Source organism: Maribacter arcticus (genome assembly GCF_900167935.1).
GTDB lineage: Bacteria > Bacteroidota > Bacteroidia > Flavobacteriales > Flavobacteriaceae > Maribacter > Maribacter arcticus.
Genome location: NZ_FUYL01000004.1, coordinates 1 through 21,309 on the forward strand (window position 1 = coordinate 1; position 21,309 = coordinate 21,309).

Consider the following 21,309-nt stretch of genomic DNA (forward strand, 5'->3'; position numbering starts at 1 on the left):
AATTAAATCCAGAAAGTGTCAATTCTAAGAGAATGCTTGAACAATTAAAAACGAAAGGCTAACCACTAACCAATGATAAAATTCTTTAGAAAAATACGCTACGACCTTATGGAGAAAAATAAGACTGGAAAGTATTTAAAATATGCTATTGGAGAGATTGTGCTTGTGGTAATTGGTATTTTGATTGCTCTGTCAATTAATAATTGGAATGAAAAGCAGAAAAATAAGAGTAAAGAAAATCAAATTCTTACCTCACTTTTAACAGAACTCATATCCCAAAAACAACAATTAGGTAAGCAAATAAAGGGAGACACAATTACTTATTTGGCTAACGATTCCCTTATGGTACTTTCAGGATCTATGAATTTTAATTCGATACCTACGGTAGATTTTAGTGATCTATTATATAGGATAGGTGTTCGTACATCTTTTAATCCACAAAGTGGAACGGTTGAGGCGCTCCTTAGTTCTGGTGAGTTGGATTTAATTAGAAATGAGGCTTTGAAAATACAATTGGCCGGCCTTAAAGGCAGGCTAGACGATTATGGTGAAGAAGATATAACAATCGAGAACTTTTTAGAAGATCAACTAAACCCATATTTACGACAAAAAATTCCGCTTTATGATCAAACGGATGTGGACATGACTTATAAAGATTCTAGAAAGGGTAACTTTCTTATCTCCAATGAACAGATTTCCAGTCTTCTGTCAGATCTTTATTTCAATAACCTATTGGGTTATGGAAGATATAGGTACCGTGTGAGAGCACACGAAGGAAGAGATCTCCTAGCGTATTATTCAAACCTTGCCAAACTAGTAAAAAATGAACTTGAAAAAAGCGATTGACTATTAATAGCTTAATGTTCAATGTTCACCCCAACCACCCCTCTCTGTCCAGACTCCGATATTGAATGGCTTCTGAAATATGATCCCCGTTCAAATTTGTATCACCACCAAGGTCTGCAATTGTTCTTGCTACTTTAAGAATTCTGTCATAGGCTCGTGCAGATAAGTTTAACCGCTCCATAGCATTTTTCAAGAGGGACTTCGATTTTTCGTCTAGTTTGCAGTACAAACGGATCTGTTTGGTATTCATTTGCGCATTGTAATGCACATTCTCTAATTCAGAAAATCGTAATGTTTGTATTTCACGTGCTGATGTAACTCGTTTTCTTATTTCTACGCTCCCTTCTCCTTTTCGTTCTTCTGATAATTTCTCGAAAGGAACCGGCGTAACCTCGATATGAATATCGATACGATCCAATAACGGACCAGAAATTTTACTTAAATACCGTTGCATTTCTGCCGGCGAGGATGTTACTGGGGCATCAGGATCATTAAAATACCCACCCGGACTTGGGTTCATACTAGCCACTAGCATAAAACTACTGGGGTAGGTTACCGTAAATCGTGCTCGTGATATCGTTACTTCCCTATCTTCTAAAGGTTGTCTCAGCACCTCTAAAACGCCTCGTTTAAACTCTGGTAATTCATCTAAGAATAAAACACCATTATGGGAAAGGGAAATTTCACCAGGCTGTGGATACGAACCACCGCCGACTAAAGCAACATCTGATATGGTATGGTGAGGGCTCCTAAATGGCCGTTGACTCATTAAACCCATATTCTTAATCTTACCGACAACACTATGAATTTTAGTCGTCTCTAAAGCTTCATGTAATGTCATGGGTGGCAAAATAGATGGAAGCCTTTTTGCTAGCATAGTTTTACCTGCACCTGGTGGACCAATTAAAATAACATTATGCCCACCAGCCGCTGCAATCTCCATACAGCGCTTTATACTTTCTTGTCCCTTTACATCTGAAAAATCAAACTCAGGGAAATCAAGGTTTTTATAAAACTCTTCACGTGTATCTATAATAGTTTGTTCAAGGGGAGTTCCTTTATCAAAGAAATCTATTACTTGCTTAATATTATCAATTCCGTATACTTTCAAATCACCAACAATAGCTGCTTCTTTTGCATTTGCAGTAGGTAGCATAAAACCTGTAAAACCTTCCTCTTGAGCTTTAATTGCAATAGGTAATGCGCCTTTTATTGGCTGTAGTCCACCATCTAAGGAAAGTTCTCCCATGATAATGTACTTCTCAATATTCTCAGATTTAATCTGATTAGAAGCTGCAAGAATACCTATAGCCAATGTAAGATCATAGGCAGATCCTTCTTTACGAAGATCTGCAGGAGCCATATTAATAGTGATTTTTTTACCCGGAATTTTATAACCGTTGTTTTGTAGTGCGGCAGCAATTCTGTAATTACTTTCTTTAATTGCATTATCTGGTAGACCTACCAAATGATATCCAATTCCTTTATCGATATTTACTTCAACAACTATGGTGGTAGCCTCTACGCCAAAAACAGCACTACCATAAACTTTTGTAAGCATTATTAGTGTTTAACACTAAAAATAATACTTTTTAATTTTAGGAAGTAATTGATGTGAAAAAGTATCAAACTATTCTATTGTAATTGTTTTTTTTACAGTTATGGGTTTACCGTATGTTGTAAAACCTTCTAACACTATTTCATATTCACCAGAAATATCGGATGTATAAAATTCATAATTTTTCTCATTACTATTTTGATCAATAAGAATGGTAGGGTTCCAATATAATTGACTACGAAAATCTGGTATGTTTTTAAATTTATCCACATTATCTGCTGCATAAGACTGATTAAAATAATTCTTTAAACTAGTTGGCATTTCTAAATCGTTAATGGCCATATTATGATCTACTATTCTATTTAAGTAATCACCTTCTATAGTTTCTATCACCACCATACCCAAATACTTTTTATCACCAAGTACCAAAGGATCTCTAAGAATACTAATTCTATCTACTAGTCGAGCATTAAAATCCAATATAGAAGTATGGTCTGGCACAAATACCCCATCTACCAAAACCAAGGGAGGATCTGATTCAAATTCTATTTCATATTTTTCCAACTTTTCCCTAACCCAAAAAGTGTAGTTCCCGTTGTCAAGTCTTTTCACCCAAACATTAGGCACTAACTCAACCAATGTCTCTCGTATTGTAGGAAACCTTGTAAACTCATCTAGTTTAATGATTTCTGGACTGCCTCCATCAAAAGGATCTATTGTTGCGTTAGTCAAAATAGAATCGGGCTTAGCGCTATAAAATCCATTTTCAACTTGGTTGTAAACACTTCGCTCTAATATTGCTTTTTCCATTTTACTGTTAAGCGTAAAGTCGTTAAATTGAAGAGTTTCAAATTCCATCTCTGGTTTATCTATTAGCGAAACCATATTATTAGCATCCTTATCAATGGCCTGAGCTATAATAGTCGCTGCAGTATAAGGCTTGTTGACATAAGTGTAAAAACTACCTGATTTATCAGTAATAGCAGATTTTAACTGAAAATCTTCACCTGGAATCGAAATTATTACAGTTTCATTTACAACAGGATTATCTTCCTTATCTAAAACACGCCCATAAAATAATTCTCCCCGTTGTTCTGGCAAATAGATAGAATCGTTAATATTTTTAGGCAATATTTTGGTACTATTCAGATACTTATCACCAAAGAATGTAGCATTCATTGCAGGCTTTACATCCAAATTATTTTTAAGGCGCACGCTTATAGAATAATTTCCATGGCCTAATGGACCTTTATAATTTCTTGGAACTAGAGAAACCTTTTCACGCTTTCCAAAAACATTTTTTTCTGTCTGTAACTGAATTGATTTGTCTTCTAACTGAAATTCAGTATTATTTACTTGAACGACATCCAAATTAATAGTTTCCTCTTTTTTATTACGTAAATTTTCTTGATCTATTTGGTATGGATTTATTATCACAATATCATCTTGATAGAATTGAGATAAGCCCACATTCCTCATCCAATGGGTATAGGCAATCAATTTATAATTACCTGAAGGAAATGTAACTGGGATAAAAAAATCACCCTGGCCCTTGCCTCCGACTATTAGCACTTTTTGCTTAAATAAACTCCTATGATTTTCATCAATTAATTCTACATAACCAACCCTACTAATTGTACTCAACCTATTGGTCATTGTATTTATACAATTCATACTGTAATACAAGTACTCACCGGGGAAAAATAAAGAAGTATTAGAATGTAAGTATATCTTTTCTAGTGGCAGTTTTTTAAGCGTTTCGAGCTCTGCACTATCTTCAATAACATATTGTGCGTAAATACCCCCAAACTGGGTTAGAAACAAACAAAGAACAATTATACTATTTCTCATATAAACTTTAAATTAATCCTCCCAAAAATCAGGTATTGCTGAATCTCCAAGCACTGTACAGTCGCTACATGCTCTAAAGGTGACTAAGTACGGCCCAGGACAAGCCCCAATTCCCTCTGTATTTTCACCATAATACGCGAATAGATTTACATTTACGCCTTCTAAAATTGAAATAGGACAAGGCCAGTTAATCTCACCTGTATAGCAATACGATGGATGTTCTAAAGGCGGCGAAAAAGGAAAACAGTTAACGGCATAAGCTGGCAAGGCTTCCTCTGGAAATAAGTCTTCATAATTAAAATAAACCCTTTTTTCTGTCACAGATGCTACCTCAAAATATCCCACAACTTGGGCATTACCTTCATTTTCAGATTTAATATTACCTATTAAAAGACCTGGTTGAACAGTGGAGAAAATATTTTCAGAAGAGCCAAAACTTTCCAATGTTCGGTAATAATTATAAGCATCTACTGATTGCAAATATTGCTTAACAAGAATGCTGTACCGGTGGGAAATAATATAATTGTTTCGATTTAAAAACCGAACGGGAAAACCAACAGCTCTATTTTCCTGCAAACCGACGGTACTATTTTGGAGTATCGTATTTGAATAATCAGTTTTGTAGCATACTTTTCCTTCTTCATTTTCCCTTTTAACAATTTCTAGATCATAAGTTACCGTAGGCAAAGCACACGGGTCATAATTTGTAAGAACAAAATCCTCTTCACTCCATTCTGGTGCAATGATTTTATAAGATTCCTCATAGGTATACCTATAATACTTGTCAGATGTATTTGTACTACCACCATCCAAATAAATAAATACCCCTTCCTCACCATCAACATTGAAATCTCGTTCAGCATACAATTCCTCTATTTGCCCAAATGAACTAAAACTTTCTGCACTCGAAACATAGCTTGTACCCTTATCAGTTAATACATTTAAGGTATACGGCACATCTTTTTCTGCTGCAAAATTATCATTGGAAAGATAAGTTCCTGGAGATGTTTCAACAAACTCGTATTCGTTACCTCTATTATCTACAACACTTACTTGTGCATTTTCTTCATAATTAAAATTTGGTTCTTTAGGTATTTCAGGAAACCTTGGGTCGTAAATACTATCTAAATCATTAACCACATCAAAATTAGAAGGCCTACTTAATAAAATCTTTTGGCGCTTTAATTCATTGGTGATGGTAGCTTCTATAATAAGGGTAGCGCTCAAAACAGTTTCATCAACTTCAGGGGGTATGTCAAATGTTTCTACGCAGTTGGTTAAAGAGAATATAGAAAACAGAAGAATCAAGGTCGTTTTAGTCTGTACAACCCCAATTAATGTCTTTCCACTTAATTCGGTCAATGGCCTTTTAAAATTTAAATATTTTTTTAGCATTGTTAATAGTTAAAATTTAAAATTGTAGGTAATAGATGGTATTGGAATAGAAAAAATAGAGCTTTGTAAAGCTTTTACTCCACCGTCCTCTGTTACAAAAAATACGGAATAAGGATTGTTTCTCCCTAAAACATTATAGACCGAAATGGTCCAAAAACTATGTGCAAATTTTTTGATTTTGTGATTACCTTCAATATTAACACCTAAATCCAACCTGTAATAATCTGGAATTCTAAATTCATTCCGGTCACTGTAATAGACATATTCTGCATTGTTGAATTGATATGTACCAATTGGATACGTAATTGGACGACCTGTTTGGTAAACAAAATTGGCCGAAATACTGTAGCGTCTTGTAAATTTATAGTTGGTAATAAGGCTTATATCATGAGGTTTGTCATAATTTGAAGGGAAAAACTCTCCGTTATTAATACGCTCCTCACTAAATTCACTATTGAATTTTATTAAAGATCGAGAATAGGTATAGGCCAGCCATCCATTTAACCGTCCTTTATTTTTACGCAATAATAATTCTACTCCATATGATTTACCTTCCCCTTGCAACACCTCGGTTTCAATAGTTTCGTTTAATAATATTTGTGCACCTGTTTTAAAATCTAACACATCTTTGGAAGTTTTATAATACCCTTCCAAACTTAATTCATACACATTGTCTTTTAAGTTTTGATATAAACCCAATGAATATTGATTGCCTCGCTGGGGTTTAATATTGGTGTCTGATAATTTCCATGTGTCTATCGGTGATACTGTAGTATTATTGGATAGCGTATGTATAAACTGATAACCGTTGTTAAAACTAGCCTTTAGCGAAAGATCCGGTTTCAAAAAATACCGTGCTGATGCTCGTAATTCTGGACCACCATACGTTTTAATAATTTCGTTGTTCCCATATTGCACCGTATCGATGATACTGCCTTCATTACGCGGAACTCCATCTTCATAAATTCGTTGTTCAGATTTACCAAGCGCCGCGAAGAAGGAATATCGAAGGCCAACATCAAACATAAGCTTGTCCGTAATCTTAAATTCGTCTGAAACAAATAGGGCAGATTCCAATGCTTTCTCTTTTGCAATTGATAAAGATTGAATTGCAGATTCATTTCCTTCAGGATAAATAAAACCCGGATTTACTCCATATAATTTACTAGCAATTCCGTAACTAAGCGTATGCTTATTATTTAAAAAATAATTAAATTTTAGCTTAATTTCTGTCTCATCAATACTATAGCCCAACCGAAAGTCATTATTAGACTCCCCATCATAATCAATATTAAATTTATACTGACTATTAGCAAGAATAAGACTACCTGTATTTTTATCATTAAACTTATGATCCCATCTTACCGAAAAACCGCGATTACTATAGTTGTAAATAGAATCAGAAGTGATACTAAAGGCATCTCTACTAAAATAACCAGTTGCACGAACATCGTTGCTTTCATTTACCTTGTTATTGTATTTAATAATACCATCATAAAAGGATGCTGTACTATTATTTAAAGACTCTTCATCTAATGATTTCAAAATCCAATCTGAATATGCACCACGTGCCCCAAACACCAAGGAAGATTTTTCTTTAGTTAGTGGAATTTCCAATGCTAAATTCGCAGTAACAGGTCCAACAGAAGCTTCACCAGAAAATTTCTCTAGATTTCCATCCTTTGTTTCGATATCAAAAACAGAGGATAATCTTCCCCCATATTCCGCAGGAATATTGCCTTTAAATATTTCAACTCCTTTTGTAGTAAAAGGGTTTAAAGCTTGAAATATTCCGAAAAAATGTGATGGATTATAAATAACCGCATCATCAAGAAGAATTAAATTTTGGTCTGTCTTTCCTCCTCGCACATTAAAACCAGTGGCACCCTCTCCTGCAGAAGAAATTCCTGGTAAGGCCTTGGCTACTTGCAAAATATCTCGCTCCCCCAAAACAAGAGGAATATTTTTTGATTCTTCAGAGACAATTTGAGTAGTACCCGTAATAGCTTCTTCAACATTTTTTGCCGCATCAGCTTCTACAACCACTTCTTCAAGCATCTCCAAGCTTTCTTCCAACTCAAAATCTAAGGTGCCATTATTAAAAATCAAAACCTGTCTTTCAGTACCTTTAATACCCATTGAACTGGTCTTCAATATATTTTGCCCAACAGGCAATCTAATACTGTAATTACCTTCGACATTTGTTACTGTTCCAATTCCTCTATCTTTTGAAACAATAGACAGATCTGGAATTGGTTCACCGGTCTTTTTAATTCTTACTTGACCTTGTAGTACAAAAAATTGTGCTGCAGTATTAGTATCTGATTTTCCAATTCTTACCGTCTCAAGAATTGTTTTATTTTGTATTTTATTTTCGGCATAAAAAACAGGAGGGGAAATACGTTTGGTGCTGGTAATGCTTATGGTGTCTTTATTATCAACTTCTATAAAGAAACCGGTTGGCAGTTCATTATAAATAATACCATTCTGTGTGAAAATTATCTTCTTATCATCAAAAAAATAAAAATTAACTTGAGTGTTTTTACACAATTCTTTTAAAATTTCTTCTATCGATTCATTGTTAAAATCCTTAGTTATAGTTTTATCACCAAACCAATTCTCTAAGTAATAAAATCGAAAATTAGTTTTTGATTCTATTGAATCTAAAGCAGATTTAAGTTTAGATTCCGAAAAAGAAATGGATAATTTGGTTGGATTATTTTGACTGTAACAGTGAAAATTAGATAAAATAAAACATACAAAAAGCAGTTTACACACAAATTGATTCACTATCGATGACCCAAGAAAAGATTTATTCATCTAGCACATAAAAATTAAGACATATTCTTTAAAATGATATATCAAACCGAAAATATGCAATTATAACAAGTTTTAAAAGTATATCTGTTTTAAAATCAATTGCTTAATAAACATGGTCAATAATATAAATAATCCCAATTTTAGGCTTTCATTTTACAGATGTAACATTCATCCTAATTTTCAAACGGCTTAAATAACAAAACAGATTCTGAACTTTCCATAACCTCATCTTTATTCATCATCATTTTACGAAATTCACCGTTAACAAACATTTCTGCCTGATCTTTATAATGACTACTAAAAGGATTACCAGATTGACCGGTAGGTAAAATACTAATACTATTTTCAATATCTGAAAAATCAACAATTCTTCTTGTTGATGGTCCTGAACTGGTTTTATATAAGCCAGTTTCATCATAAGAAAACCCAAGGTTATTGATAACTTCCCTTGAACCCTCTATAGGATAAGGGCCTACGTTAAAAAATGATCGTAGTGCAGCAATTTGCCCAATTGGGTGACTATGCTCTATAGTATGAACATTCTTCCACTCCCAACTTTCCCTATTTTTTCCAAAGTCATTTTCCAATGATTTTATTGCTTCGGTAAAGGATTTATTTACAATATCCTGCATGTTTTCTTTAACATCAGTAGTAGACACGTCATCCCACCAGACCGAACTTTCATTTCTCGATAATGGCGCGATAAGACGTTTCATAAAATGGGTACTTAAAAACTGAGTAAACAATTCTTCTCCTAATTCATCTTTAAATGTATTTTTTAAATAATAGTAAATCCAACGATTATAGACTGTCGCCTCTACCGATTGAAGATTGTAATTGCCATTCCACATTTTTAAACTATCTATAACTTTCAGCCCTGTTTCAGTCAACAAATTAATATCAATGAATTTGGCTAAATCTGCTATTATTGTTGGTTCTACAGATGATGTAACATCGGTAATCATTTCACTTGCAGATTCTTTATCCCAGTCATTTTTAGGCGCTAACAGATTTACAATTCTCTTTGCCCTATTCTCTGGTAAGTAATACCCTGGGTAAAGCATACCTGCAATAGAATCAGGTTGGTTATTCGCTGAATACACGTAATGATTTGACGGATTTATCGCCTGAGGATTTTCACTAAAGCTAAGCAGCTCTTTTTGTAATGGAAGTCCCTCTCCTACTTCATAAATCAATTTAGTGTTTATAGAATCTGGAATATTGTATAGTTGCGCAGTTGCAAACCAAGCTACATTGCCCTCAGCATCTCCATACATTATATTTAATCCTGGTGCATGAATATTCGGTAATGCCGTCTTAAATTCATTGAGATTATTAGCGTGGCTCAATCCGAATAATGCATCTATTACCTTATTATCCATTTGGGTGTAAATCCATGACATGGCTATTGGCCTATCTCCTTGTATTTGGTCTGCAATACCGTTCAAAATAGGTCCGTGTACAGATTTCTTATAGGTAAATTCTATATCTTTTGAATCTTTTACTTTAATGGTTTTATTTATAATCTCATAATCTACATACCCATTCGAAGAAAGGTATTGATCAGCATTATCTGGATTGTTCTGTTCGTAATAAAAATCAACATCATCATTCTCGAACATAGTAACACCATAAGCCAACTTTCTATTATGCCCCAACATAGGAAAGGGTATACCTGCTATATGATAGCCATATTTAGAATAGTTGGGGGTTTCTATATGAGCCTCGAACCAAACAGAAGGCTGAGCAAAACCAATATGCGGGTCATTAGCTAAAATGACTTTTCCGTTCTTTGTCTTTTCAGGAGCGATAACCCAACTATTACTACCCTCAAATAATGGAACATTCAATACACCTAATGCCTTGTTAACCGCCGTTGTAAGATTGTTCTGAATAGAATCGTTCTGAGTAGGGTTATAATTTTTAATCCATTCTGTAGTAACATCAGACTCAATATGTAAATCTTTCAAATAATCGGGACCTAATTTAGAATTTATAGTTGTTAAAAGCGGGTCTGTTTTATGTGCCATGGCGAAACTGAATGCCATATAACCTATAGTGTTATACACATCTTCTAAAACGAATTCTTCTTTTTCAATACCAGTTAGGTAAAATTCAATTGGTGTTGGTCCTTCAGCAATAAATTGGTTAATACCATCTAAATATGCTTTAGCCAAAACAACACCTTCATTTTCCTCATCAACATTGGCAACAGTAATTTTAGAGGCATCTGCAATACCTAATGAGAGAAAGAACTTATCGGTTCCTACTAAATCTTTACCAAAAACTTCAGATAAACCGCCACTTGCAATTCTTCGAAGTAGCTCCATTTGCCATAAACGGTCTTGTGCGTGAACGTAACCTAATACCCTAAAAGCATCTTTTTCGTTCGCTCCATATATATGCGGTATACCATAATTATCATAGTACACACTAACCTCTTTCTCAAGATGAACAAGTTCTTGCTCACCAGTATAATCTGGTTTTAATGTGTAAATAAAAATTCCAATTCCTATTACTAATAGGACGAGAATTGCCAATAGGATTTTTCCGATTCTTTTTAATGTTCTCATAATTTAACGGGAGAATTAAATCCTAAGTTATGATTAATTTTAACACCTAACACTTCGTAGTACTGCTTTTTATTGACGAGAAGTCAACATCTTACAGGACATGAACATTAATTATTATTTTTAAGACCCTCTAACAGCCAGTTTTTATAAGTAGGAATATCAGAATTTTGAATGGTTGTATTGAGCACTTTTAAGTCTGGAGATAACAACACATAAAAAGGTTGAGAGATAGAATTAAAGTTTACATCTTGAAACGTACCCCATTTTTGAGCAATGTTGCTAATCTCTTTTACACGACCACTATCAAATTGAAAATTAAACTGTTCAGATTCAGGAAGTTCTTCTCTATCATCTGTATATAATGAAATGAGCACGTAATTGTTCTTAATTATAGGAAACACGTCAGGATCACTCCAAACATTCTCCTCCATCTTTCTACAGTTGACACATGCCCAACCCGTAAAATCTAACAGAATTGGCTTATTTACTTCCTTAGCATATGCCAAACCTTCCTCAAAATCTTGAAAGCAGTTAATTCCTAGCGGACACTCGCTCTCTTGTTCAAATACGCTGTAAAACTCTGGTGGTGGAAAACCACTCAATAATTTTAAGTGGGTTATTTTGGTAACACCCAGTATCAAGTAAACTGTAAATGCTAAACTTAAGAAAGCTGTTAATTTGCGACCGACAGCTAATTTCTTAATAGGCCCGTCATGCGGAAACTTATATAGACCAAATAAATAAAGTGTCATCGCTATTCCTAAAACAATCCATATTCCTAAAAATATTTCTCGCTTTAATATCCCCCAATGCCCGACCATATCTGCGTTTGATAAGAATTTTAATGCCAAGCCTATTTCTAAAAATCCGAGTACTACTTTTACTGTAGTCATCCATCCACCAGATTTTGGAAGTGAATTCAACCATGCCGGGAATAATGCAAAAAGAGCAAATGGTAAAGCTAGAGCAACTCCGAAACCGGTCATACCTGCAGTAAGATTAGTCGCTACTTCACCTTCCGCCAATGTAGTACCACCTAATAACCCTCCTAAAATAGGCCCTGTGCATGAAAATGACACTATAGCTAAGGTTACCGCCATAAAAAAGATACCGATAACTCCGCCAACCTTAGATGAAGCAGCATCCATTTTATTTGCCCATGAATTTGGCAAGGTTAGCTCATAGTATCCAAAAAAGGAAAAAGCAAAAAATAGAAATATGAAAAAGAATAAAAGATTCAACCATACATTAGTTGCTATTGAATTCAGTATCTGCGAATCGACCGAATCAAATAAATGAAATGGCAGACTTAATAAAAAGTAAATAAGTACAATAAAGAAACCATACAACAATGCATTTATAATCCCTTTTGATTTCTTCTGTGAGTGCTTTGTAAAAAATGACACGGTTAAAGGTATCATAGGAAACACACAAGGTGTCAATAAAGCTATCAGACCGCCAAGGAAACCTAATCCGAAAATGACCCAAATATTTGTGCTTTCGGAAATATTATCTTGACCTTGAGTAAGGAGTTCTTTATTTTTAAGATCTAATCTTAATTTTTCACCTAATACTAAGCTCCTATCATCTACAGTAGTAATAAGTTCCTTCGCTTTAGAACCATCTAAAGTGAAAATAAACTTTTTATCCATAGGGATACAGACTTCCTTACAGACTTGAAAAAACAAATCAATATCGATTTGGTTTATAGAAGGATCCAAAATTTTAATACGCTGTGTGAAAATTGCATCATCTTTAAAATAGGTTTCCTCTACTTCAAAAATATCACTGTACTCCTTAATTGTTTCACTCTCAAGCGTGCCATCAATTAATTCATAAATACTACCATTACCGTTATAAGTAAACTCGCTAGGCAATGATCCAAATTCTGATGTGAATTGAGAGTACATATGCCAACCCTCAAGAATTTTTGCCTGCATCACCAATTCATACTCGGTTTCAGAAATTTTATTTATTTCCTGCTCCCAAACTACCGGGTTATCATCCGATTGGGCATATGCACCAAAAGGCAACACAACCATAAAAAGTAGTAAAGCAATTATTCTCATCATGTCATTTCTATTTTTAAAATCTCTTCGGCGCTATTTTCAACTCTAAATCGATGGTCTGCCCGCATACCTATAACCCATACAATTTGCTCATTAGAGCATAATAACCATATCTCTTCTTTCGAAAGAACATCAACCTTCTCATCTTTAAAAAACTTTGAAAGTTTCTTTTTATGATTTAAGCCCAATGGATAAAAGTAGTCGCCCTTTTTCCATTTCCTTATCACCAAAGGATACTTTAACGTATTTTTTTGAACGAATATCTCCTTTAGTGAATTATTATAACGTTCAGGTACTACCGAAAATTTCAGCGATAAAGGATGATTTATTTCTACTAAATTTTCCTTTATTAAAAACTCCTGTTCTTCATCTTCTTTCTTATCAATAGGCGACAACAACAATACGTCACGATTCTTCACCAAAACATGCGTTGAAGACACCAACTGTTTTCCGCTCAACCCGTCTAATAAAGCCTCAAGATTCTCTAATTCCTTAAATCCGTACTCATTAAAAAGTCCGTATAGATACGTTGAAAGCGGATTTAATTTTTTAAGCTTCGAAATTGAAATTTCAAACTTATTATCTATTTCAATAAAAAGCTCTTCTTTCAACTTTCCAAGACAAGCGGAGGCAATGGTTTCGGTCTGACTTAAATAATGAATCGTATTATTGAAATTATCAAAAAAAGTAGGGTGCAACTCGCTCAATTTTGGTATAATCTCTAACCGTATTTTGTTCCTTAAATACTTGGTATCAGTATTACTTGCGTCTTCTCGCCAATTTAGTTCGTGCTCTTCAGCATATAACTCTAACTCCTGCCTAGTATAAGGCAAAAGAGGTCTTCTTAAAATAGCTGTTTTAGCTGGTATTCCTATTAATCCGTCTATACCAGTTCCCCTAGAGAGGTTTATTAAAAAAGTCTCTACATTATCATTGGCATGGTGGGCAGTTAAAATATATGGAATATTATGCTGTACTAATAACTGTTCAAACCAAGTATAGCGAAGTTCACGTGCTGCCATTTGAACTGAACCTTTGTGCTCATTTACATAGTCAATAGTATCAAAATGGGTCACGTAGACTACTATACCTAACTTCTCTCCATATTCGCGAACAAAATTTTCATCTCCGATACTATCTTCACCTCGCAATCTAAAGTTGCAATGCGCTAAAGAAAATTGAAGTTGAGCCTGTTGGCACAAATCAGTAAGTACCATACTATCCAAACCTCCACTACAAGCAATAATGAAGTGATTATCTAGCAACTCTGGAAAAGAATCTTCAATATGTTTTTTAAACGCTTTTAACACGGCATAAAGGTAACTAAGTATCTATGATCATTACGAATATCCTCGAGTTTTATCCCTTAAATCATCTCCTAAGAATTAAGAAATTAATTTAACGAAAGAAGCCACTTTCTCAGCATGAATTTTGGCTAAATCCGAGTTAGTAATTCCTTTTTCTTTATCGAAATTTTCACCATACCTAGGCAGCGAAAAGCTTTCTACAACATCACCCTTAAACCGAGTCAACATTTTTTCTGCAACCTCTAAAGCACCAATAGCACCACGACCTCCATTTGAAGTTGCCATTAACAAAATCTTCTTATCAACTAAAAACTGAGCATCTAACCTAGAAAGCCAATCTATTACATTTTTAAAATAAGCAGAAGGATAGCTATTATGTTCATTTACAGAAATTATTAAAGCTTTAGCATTGCTAATTTCATTTTTAAATTCAACAAGTGAATTTGAGAATCCGTTTTCCTTCTCAACATCTTGACTATACATAGGAAATGGGCAATTTGCCATATCACGCAACCGTACTTCATGACCATTTATTAAAGATGAAGTAAACTTCACCAATTCATAATTGATAGAAACTGAAGAATTACTACCTGCAAATGCTAAAACATACCCCATGAACCTGATTTTTGAATGTTTGCGAATTTAATTCAATTAGAATAAACCTTAACTTATTTTATCTAATTTTGCAGCCGTAAACATCCAAACATACTGTTTCATAAGTATATAGGATATAATTACTATAATGAGCAACTCTAAGTCAAGATTGTTTTTTTTAGATGCCATAAGAGCTTGGGCCATCTTAATGATGTTACAAGGTCATTTTATTGATGGATTACTAGATAATGCCTTTCGAGATAATTCTAATTTTCTGTTTAACACATGGAAATATTTTAGAGGAATTACAGCTCCTGTATTCTTTACAGTATCTGGGTTCATCTTTACTTTTCTATTGATTAAATCTCCACAAACTGGTTGGGACAACCCTCGTGTAAAAAAGGGTCTTAAAAGAGGATTTGAACTTTTAGCCATAGGATACCTTTTAAGAATGAACCTCTTCGGTATTTTCAAAGGGGAGGTTTACGACTCTTTCTACCTTATAGACGTATTACACTGTATAGGACTTTCATTATTGTTTATCACCGGTTTTTACCTACTCACCTTCACCAAACAAAAATGGATTTTCCCTATTATATTGATATCCACAACGTTTTTATTATTCTTATTCGAACCTACTTATAAGGCATCTAGTTTTGAATATTTACCTCAGTTTATCGCGAATTACCTCTCAAAGTCTAACGGGTCTGTATTTACGATAATACCATGGTTGGGCTATGCTACTATGGGTAGCTTCATGTCTGTTATATTCTCTAAATATCAAGACAATAAAAATTTATACACCTACATCGTTCCTATTTATATACTAACCGGATTGGTTTTAATCCTTTTTTCTTCAGACTTTTTCTATTCCATTTATGAAGCAACAGGAATACAATTATTCCAATCAATTTTCAATAACAACTATTTATTCATTCGTTTAGGTGATGTTCTTATCGTTTTTTCAATATTTATTATTCTACGTAAATATTTAATGAATAGCACTTGGTTGAAAATAGGACAAAGCACTTTATCGATATACATTATTCATTTTATTATTCTTTACGGAAGTTTTACTGGTATTGGGCTATATCGCTTTTTCCACCATTCTTTAAATCCTTGGGTAGCGGTATTTGGAGCAATACTATTTATGATCGCAAGCACCTTCATAGCTTTAAAATATGAAAATCATAAAGCTGAAGTTAAATCTGGTTTGTTTTCATTTTTATCTACTACGAGAATATATTTAGAACAAGCTGCACTTATCGCTTTTGAAATCGTAAGAACGCTAACCGAAAAAATACTTCGCGCTTTAGGCTTAATAAAAAATTAATTAAGGCTCTATCTAGTGAACACCTAAGAAGAGTTAATAAAACAAAAAAGCAGCCAAAAGGCTGCTTTTTAAATATATATTATCTACACTTTTAGATATGCAAAGCACGATCACCAGTTGCTGCTAATGCTGCTTCTTTAACTGCTTCGGCATATGTTGGGTGAGCATGGCTCATTCGAGAAATATCTTCAGCTGATGCTCTAAATTCCATTGCAGTTACAGCCTCAGTAATTAAATCTGCACAGCGAGCGCCAATCATATGCACCCCTAATACTTCATCAGTCTTCTTATCTGCTAATATCTTAACGAAACCATCAGTATCCATACTTGCTCTTGCACGCCCTAATGCACGCATAGGAAACTGCCCTACTTTGTAATCAACACCGGCCTCTTTAAGCTCCTCTTCTGTTTTACCAACAGCAGCAACTTCTGGCCAAGTATACACAACACCAGGTATTAAGTTGTAATCGATATGTGGTTTTTGACCCGCAATTAGCTCGGCCACCAAAGTACCTTCTTCTTCTGCCTTATGAGCTAACATAGCTCCTTTTATAACATCACCTACTGCATAGATATTATCAACGTTAGTTTTTAAGTGTTCATCAACTATCACTTTTCCTCTATCGTCTAATTTTACACCAGCTGCATCAGCATTCAATCCTTCTGTATAAGGTTTTCTACCTACCGCAACCAAACAATAGTCACCTTCAAAGATAACTTCTTGTCCTTTTTTATCATCAGCCTTTACAATGACTTTATCGCCTTTTCGTTCTACTGATTTCACTTTGTGAGATAAAGCAAATTTTACTTTTTGCTTTTTCATCACCTTGGTCAATTCTTTTGAAAGGGCAGCATCCATACCAGGAATAATACGATCCATGAATTCAACCACAGTTACATCCGCACCAAGTCTTTTGTAAACTTGGCCTAATTCTAAACCAATAACACCTCCACCAATAACAATCATATGTTTTGGCACTTCTTTAAGCTCTAAAGCTTCAGTAGATGTAATTATACGCTCCTTATCAATCTTAATAAATGGTAAGGTAGATGGTTTAGACCCTGTAGCAATTATTATATTTTTTGCCTCTATTTCTTCTGTTTTACCGTCGTTCTTTTTAATACTAACATGCGTAGCGTCTTTAAAGCTTCCAAGTCCTTCAAAAACAGTAATCTTATTTTTATCCATTAAGAATTGAATGCCCTTGGTAGTTTGATCAACTACGCTTTGCTTACGACCAATCATCTTTTCCAAATTCACCTTTATCTCTCCAGGAATTTCAATTCCGTGTTCTTCAAAATGATTAATGGCATCTTCATAATGATGAGAAGAATCTAACATTGCCTTAGAAGGTATACACCCTACATTTAAACAGGTTCCACCTAAAGTAGAATATTTTTCAATTATTGCTGTTTTCATTCCTAGTTGTGCACAACGTATTGCTGCTACGTATCCTCCAGGTCCTGAGCCTATAATGGCTACATCATATTGATCCATAAAATATTTGTTTTCTAATGTGATACAAAATTAATACTATTTTTAGTTTTAAAGCGGTATAGCGGTAGAATGCTTGACCTCTTTTATCGTAAAAGAACTTTGTGTACTACCAATATGATTCATGGCAGTTAGTTTGTTGACCATAAAATTTCTATAGGCATCCATATCTTGAACATGAATTTTTAATAGGTAATCATAATCTCCACTAAGATGATGACATTCTACAACCTCTTGCAATCGTAATACTTGAGCTTCGAACTGTTCAATATTATCTTTTACATGCTGCACAAGTTTCACATGGCAAAATACGGTAAAGTTCCTATCAACTATTGCCTTATCTACTAAGGCTACATAGTCTCTAATAGCTCCTGTTCTTTCTAACCTTTTTATACGCTCATAAATAGCCGTGGTAGACAAGCCAAGCTTTAAGGCATATTCCTTTGTGGTTTTTTTACTATCTGCCTGTAAAAGTTCAAGTAAATTGATATCTGTTTCGTCAAGTTTCATAGTGATTATGATTCTAAATAGTTCATCAAATTTAATCATTAATAGAAAATAATTCTATTTAATTTAAAATATTAGTTTAAAAAACTGAATAATGAAGTTTACATTGACAATCTCTCTATCAAAGGCTAGATTTACTTAAAATTACAACCCATGAGCCAAAAGACTAGCAACGATTTACAAGACTTACAATATTTCGGGGAATATGGCGGTGTTAATCCATCCATATCAGATTCCTCTACCTATACATTTATATCGGCAAAAACCATGTTCGATACTTTTGAGGGGAATACAGAAGGTTGTTATTTATACAGTAGACATTCTTCACCTTCCAATTTATATTTAGGCGAAGCTCTAGCTGCATTAGAAGGTACTGAAAGCGCAAACGTCACTGCTAGTGGCATGGGTGCTATTACTGCCGTTATACTTCAACTTTGTAACGCAGGTGACCATATTATTAGCAGTAGAACTATTTATGGAGGCACCTATGCCTTTATGAAGAATTTCTTAATCAAATTCGGAATAAAGACAACCTTCTTAGATATCACAGATCTTGATGCAGTAGCGAAAGCCATTACTTCAAAGACGAAAATGATTTATTGTGAAAGTGTTAGCAACCCGTTATTAGAGGTAGCAGATATTTCTGCACTCTCACGCATTGCAAAGAACAATGAACTTCCTTTGGTAGTTGACAATACATTTTCACCTCTTTCAGTAACCCCTACTAAATTAGGAGCTGATATTGTTATTCATAGTCTTACCAAATTTATAAACGGAACTAGCGATTGTGTTGCAGGTGTAGTTTGCGGTACATCAGAATTTTGCCTTAGCCTTAAAGATGTTAATAATGGTGCAGGTATGTTGTTGGGTAGTACTTTAGATAGTTTGCGTGCAGCTTCTATTTTGAAAAATATGCGAACTCTTCACATACGCATGAAAAAACATAGTGAAAATGCAATGTTCTTAGCGGAGAATTTTGAAAAGGATGGTTTACGAGTAGTTTACCCAGGACTTCCCTCCCATCCTGGTCATTTGATTATGGAAGATCAAATGAATCCTGAATATGGATATGGTGGATTGGTTACCATGGATGTTGGGACATTAGAGAATGCTAATGCACTAATGGAATTAATGCAGGAAAGAAAGTTGGGATACTTGGCAGTTAGCCTTGGTTTCTATAAAACTCTTTTCAGCGCACCAGGAAGCTCTACTTCCTCTGAAATCCCTTTAGAAGAGCAAAAAGAAATGGGCCTAGGAAACGGACTAATTCGTTTTTCAATTGGGTTAGATGATGATATTAAAAGAACTTACTCTCTAATGAAACAATGCCTATTAGACCTTAAAATACTGAATATCATTGGCGTAAATTCATAATATTCAAATTTAGATACGGCTTGCACATCCGTAGCATAAATCGTAATATTACGTATTAACCAAACGCATTTTAAATGTCAAACCAAAATTCTAATGAGCATAGGGAAAACGAACATATCGTAGCCAACAAAGAACTTAATCTGCTAGAAGCCCTCATTCCCGTTGTGCTTTTGATGATAATGTTAGCTTATAACATATTCTTTGCGGATGGAGAATGGTTTGGTGAATACTCAAATCAGATTATATTACTTATTGGGGGTGTTTTTGCTGCTATCGTTGGTTTTTTCAACAAGACGACATTCGAAACCATGGTTAGGGAAATTTATGAGAACCTAAAAAGTGTTTTTGTTCCTATTATGATATTGTTTTTGGTTGGCGCATTAGCGGGCACTTGGTTAGTAAGCGGAATTATTCCAGCTATGGTTTATTACGGACTAAAAGTGTTGAGTCCATCAATATTTCTTCCTGCATCAATTGTAATTGCCGCTATCATTTCTATTGCTACTGGTAGCTCATGGACAACTTCGGCGACCGTAGGTATCGCTCTGGTAGGTATAGGAACAGCATTGGGCATACCTACAGGCATGATTGCAGGTGCGGTAATTTCAGGAGCATATTTCGGAGATAAAATGTCTCCATTAAGTGACACCACGAATTTAGCACCCGCTATGGCAGGAACAGACTTGTTCACACATATTAAGTATATGTTCTATACAACAGGCCCTACCATATTAATAACTATTATTGCCTTTTCTATAATCAGTTTAAATATTGACACTACGGGTAATGCAGATGTAACAGGATTACTAAAAACAATTGCGCATACATTTAATATAACACCATATTTATTTATAGTACCAGTAGCTGTTATAGTGCTAATCTTATTGAAAACCAAGCCCCTAATAGCACTGGGCACAGGAGTTCTTTTGGCAGCCGTTTTTTCTTTTATTTTTCAACCTGAAATTTTATCAAGTCTTTCAGATTCTAAATTTAGCGCCCTTATAAATTCTATGCTGACTGACACCGCTATAGTAACTGAAAACGAAAAATTGAATGAGCTTTTTAGTTCAGGAGGAATGAATGGAATGCTTTGGACCATTTATCTTATCTGCTGCGCCATGGTTTTTGGAGGCATAATGGATGGCATTGGCGCACTCGCAAGAATTACACAATCATTACTAGCCGTTGCAAAAAGTGTATTCGGACTTTTTACAAGCACAGTTCTTAGTTGTATCGGTTTAAATGTAATAGCCAGTGATCAATACTTGGCAATAGTAATTCCTGGAAAAATGTTTAAAAAAGCATATCAAGATAGAGGGTTAGCTCCTGAAAACTTAAGTAGAACTTTGGAAGATTCTGGTACTGTTACTTCTGTACTAATACCTTGGAACACTTGTGGAGCATATCAATCTGGAGTACTAGGCGTAAGTGTCTCAGAATATTTCGCATACGCCATATTCAATTGGCTGAGTCCTATTATGACATTACTATTTGCAGCCTTCAATATTAAAATAAGGCAATTGGTTAGCAAAGATGGGTAATTATTGATTTTTTTAATTAAAACTCTACTTATTATATTCTATTAAT

Annotated in this window: 14 protein-coding genes; 4 read left to right on the top strand and 10 right to left on the bottom strand. The window is 34.4% G+C overall.

Annotation, left to right across the window (positions count from 1 at the left end):
• The first annotated feature begins 72 nt into the window (after positions 1-72).
• Positions 73-846: a DUF6090 family protein gene (locus tag B5X55_RS07215; protein ID WP_143814430.1), complete on the top strand. Its 774-nt coding sequence runs from the start codon at positions 73-75 to the stop codon at positions 844-846.
• Positions 847-871: 25 nt separating this feature from the next.
• Here B5X55_RS07215 and B5X55_RS07220 read toward each other — a convergent pair whose 3' ends face one another.
• The 8 genes from B5X55_RS07220 to B5X55_RS07255 form a co-directional block, all read right to left on the bottom strand.
• A complete protein-coding gene (locus B5X55_RS07220) occupies positions 872-2,407 on the bottom strand; it encodes a YifB family Mg chelatase-like AAA ATPase (RefSeq protein ID WP_079511950.1) in 1,536 nt (511 codons plus the stop codon).
• Positions 2,408-2,476: 69 nt separating this feature from the next.
• Complete coding sequence (locus B5X55_RS07225) at positions 2,477-4,255, bottom strand: Plug domain-containing protein (RefSeq protein ID WP_079511951.1); 1,779 nt, start codon at positions 4,253-4,255, stop codon at positions 2,477-2,479.
• A 12-nt stretch (positions 4,256-4,267) separates the two neighbouring features.
• Entirely contained in the window at positions 4,268-5,650 is a 1,383-nt protein-coding gene (locus B5X55_RS07230; protein WP_079511952.1) for a DUF4249 domain-containing protein, read from the bottom strand.
• 9 nt (positions 5,651-5,659) lie between these two features.
• Positions 5,660-8,470 carry a TonB-dependent receptor gene (locus B5X55_RS07235; protein ID WP_079511953.1) on the bottom strand — a complete coding sequence of 937 codons (2,811 nt, stop codon included), beginning with the start codon at positions 8,468-8,470 and terminating at the stop codon, positions 5,660-5,662.
• A gap of 173 nt (positions 8,471-8,643) precedes the next feature.
• Entirely contained in the window at positions 8,644-11,043 is a 2,400-nt protein-coding gene (locus B5X55_RS07240) for a penicillin acylase family protein (protein ID WP_079511954.1), read from the bottom strand.
• 107 nt (positions 11,044-11,150) lie between these two features.
• Positions 11,151-13,112 (bottom strand): protein-disulfide reductase DsbD family protein, encoded by a 1,962-nt coding sequence (locus B5X55_RS07245; RefSeq protein WP_143814446.1) that lies wholly within the window; start codon positions 13,110-13,112, stop codon positions 11,151-11,153.
• Positions 13,112-14,422 carry a tRNA lysidine(34) synthetase TilS gene (gene tilS / locus B5X55_RS07250; RefSeq protein ID WP_079511956.1) on the bottom strand — a complete coding sequence of 437 codons (1,311 nt, stop codon included), beginning with the start codon at positions 14,420-14,422 and terminating at the stop codon, positions 13,112-13,114. The genes B5X55_RS07245 and tilS overlap by 1 nt, the downstream gene beginning before the upstream one ends.
• Positions 14,423-14,497: 75 nt before the next feature.
• Entirely contained in the window at positions 14,498-15,034 is a 537-nt protein-coding gene (locus tag B5X55_RS07255) for an NADPH-dependent FMN reductase (RefSeq protein ID WP_079511957.1), read from the bottom strand.
• A gap of 127 nt (positions 15,035-15,161) precedes the next feature.
• Between B5X55_RS07255 and B5X55_RS07260 the strand changes: the two genes are divergently transcribed.
• Positions 15,162-16,346 carry a heparan-alpha-glucosaminide N-acetyltransferase domain-containing protein gene (locus tag B5X55_RS07260; protein ID WP_079511958.1) on the top strand — a complete coding sequence of 395 codons (1,185 nt, stop codon included), beginning with the start codon at positions 15,162-15,164 and terminating at the stop codon, positions 16,344-16,346.
• 91 nt (positions 16,347-16,437) lie between these two features.
• Here the strand turns inward: B5X55_RS07260 and lpdA are convergent, their stop codons facing one another.
• A complete protein-coding gene (lpdA, locus tag B5X55_RS07265) occupies positions 16,438-17,844 on the bottom strand; it encodes a dihydrolipoyl dehydrogenase (protein WP_079511959.1) in 1,407 nt (468 codons plus the stop codon).
• Between the two features lie 48 nt (positions 17,845-17,892).
• Entirely contained in the window at positions 17,893-18,351 is a 459-nt protein-coding gene (locus tag B5X55_RS07270; RefSeq protein WP_079512249.1) for an Lrp/AsnC family transcriptional regulator, read from the bottom strand.
• Positions 18,352-18,501: 150 nt separating this feature from the next.
• On the opposite strand from B5X55_RS07270, the gene B5X55_RS07275 reads away from it, so the two are divergent.
• Together B5X55_RS07275 and nhaC are read left to right on the top strand one after the other, a co-directional pair.
• Positions 18,502-19,722 carry an aminotransferase class I/II-fold pyridoxal phosphate-dependent enzyme gene (locus tag B5X55_RS07275; protein WP_079511960.1) on the top strand — a complete coding sequence of 407 codons (1,221 nt, stop codon included), beginning with the start codon at positions 18,502-18,504 and terminating at the stop codon, positions 19,720-19,722.
• A 74-nt stretch (positions 19,723-19,796) separates the two neighbouring features.
• Entirely contained in the window at positions 19,797-21,263 is a 1,467-nt protein-coding gene (gene nhaC, locus B5X55_RS07280; RefSeq protein WP_079511961.1) for a Na+/H+ antiporter NhaC, read from the top strand.
• Positions 21,264-21,309 lie beyond the last annotated feature (46 nt).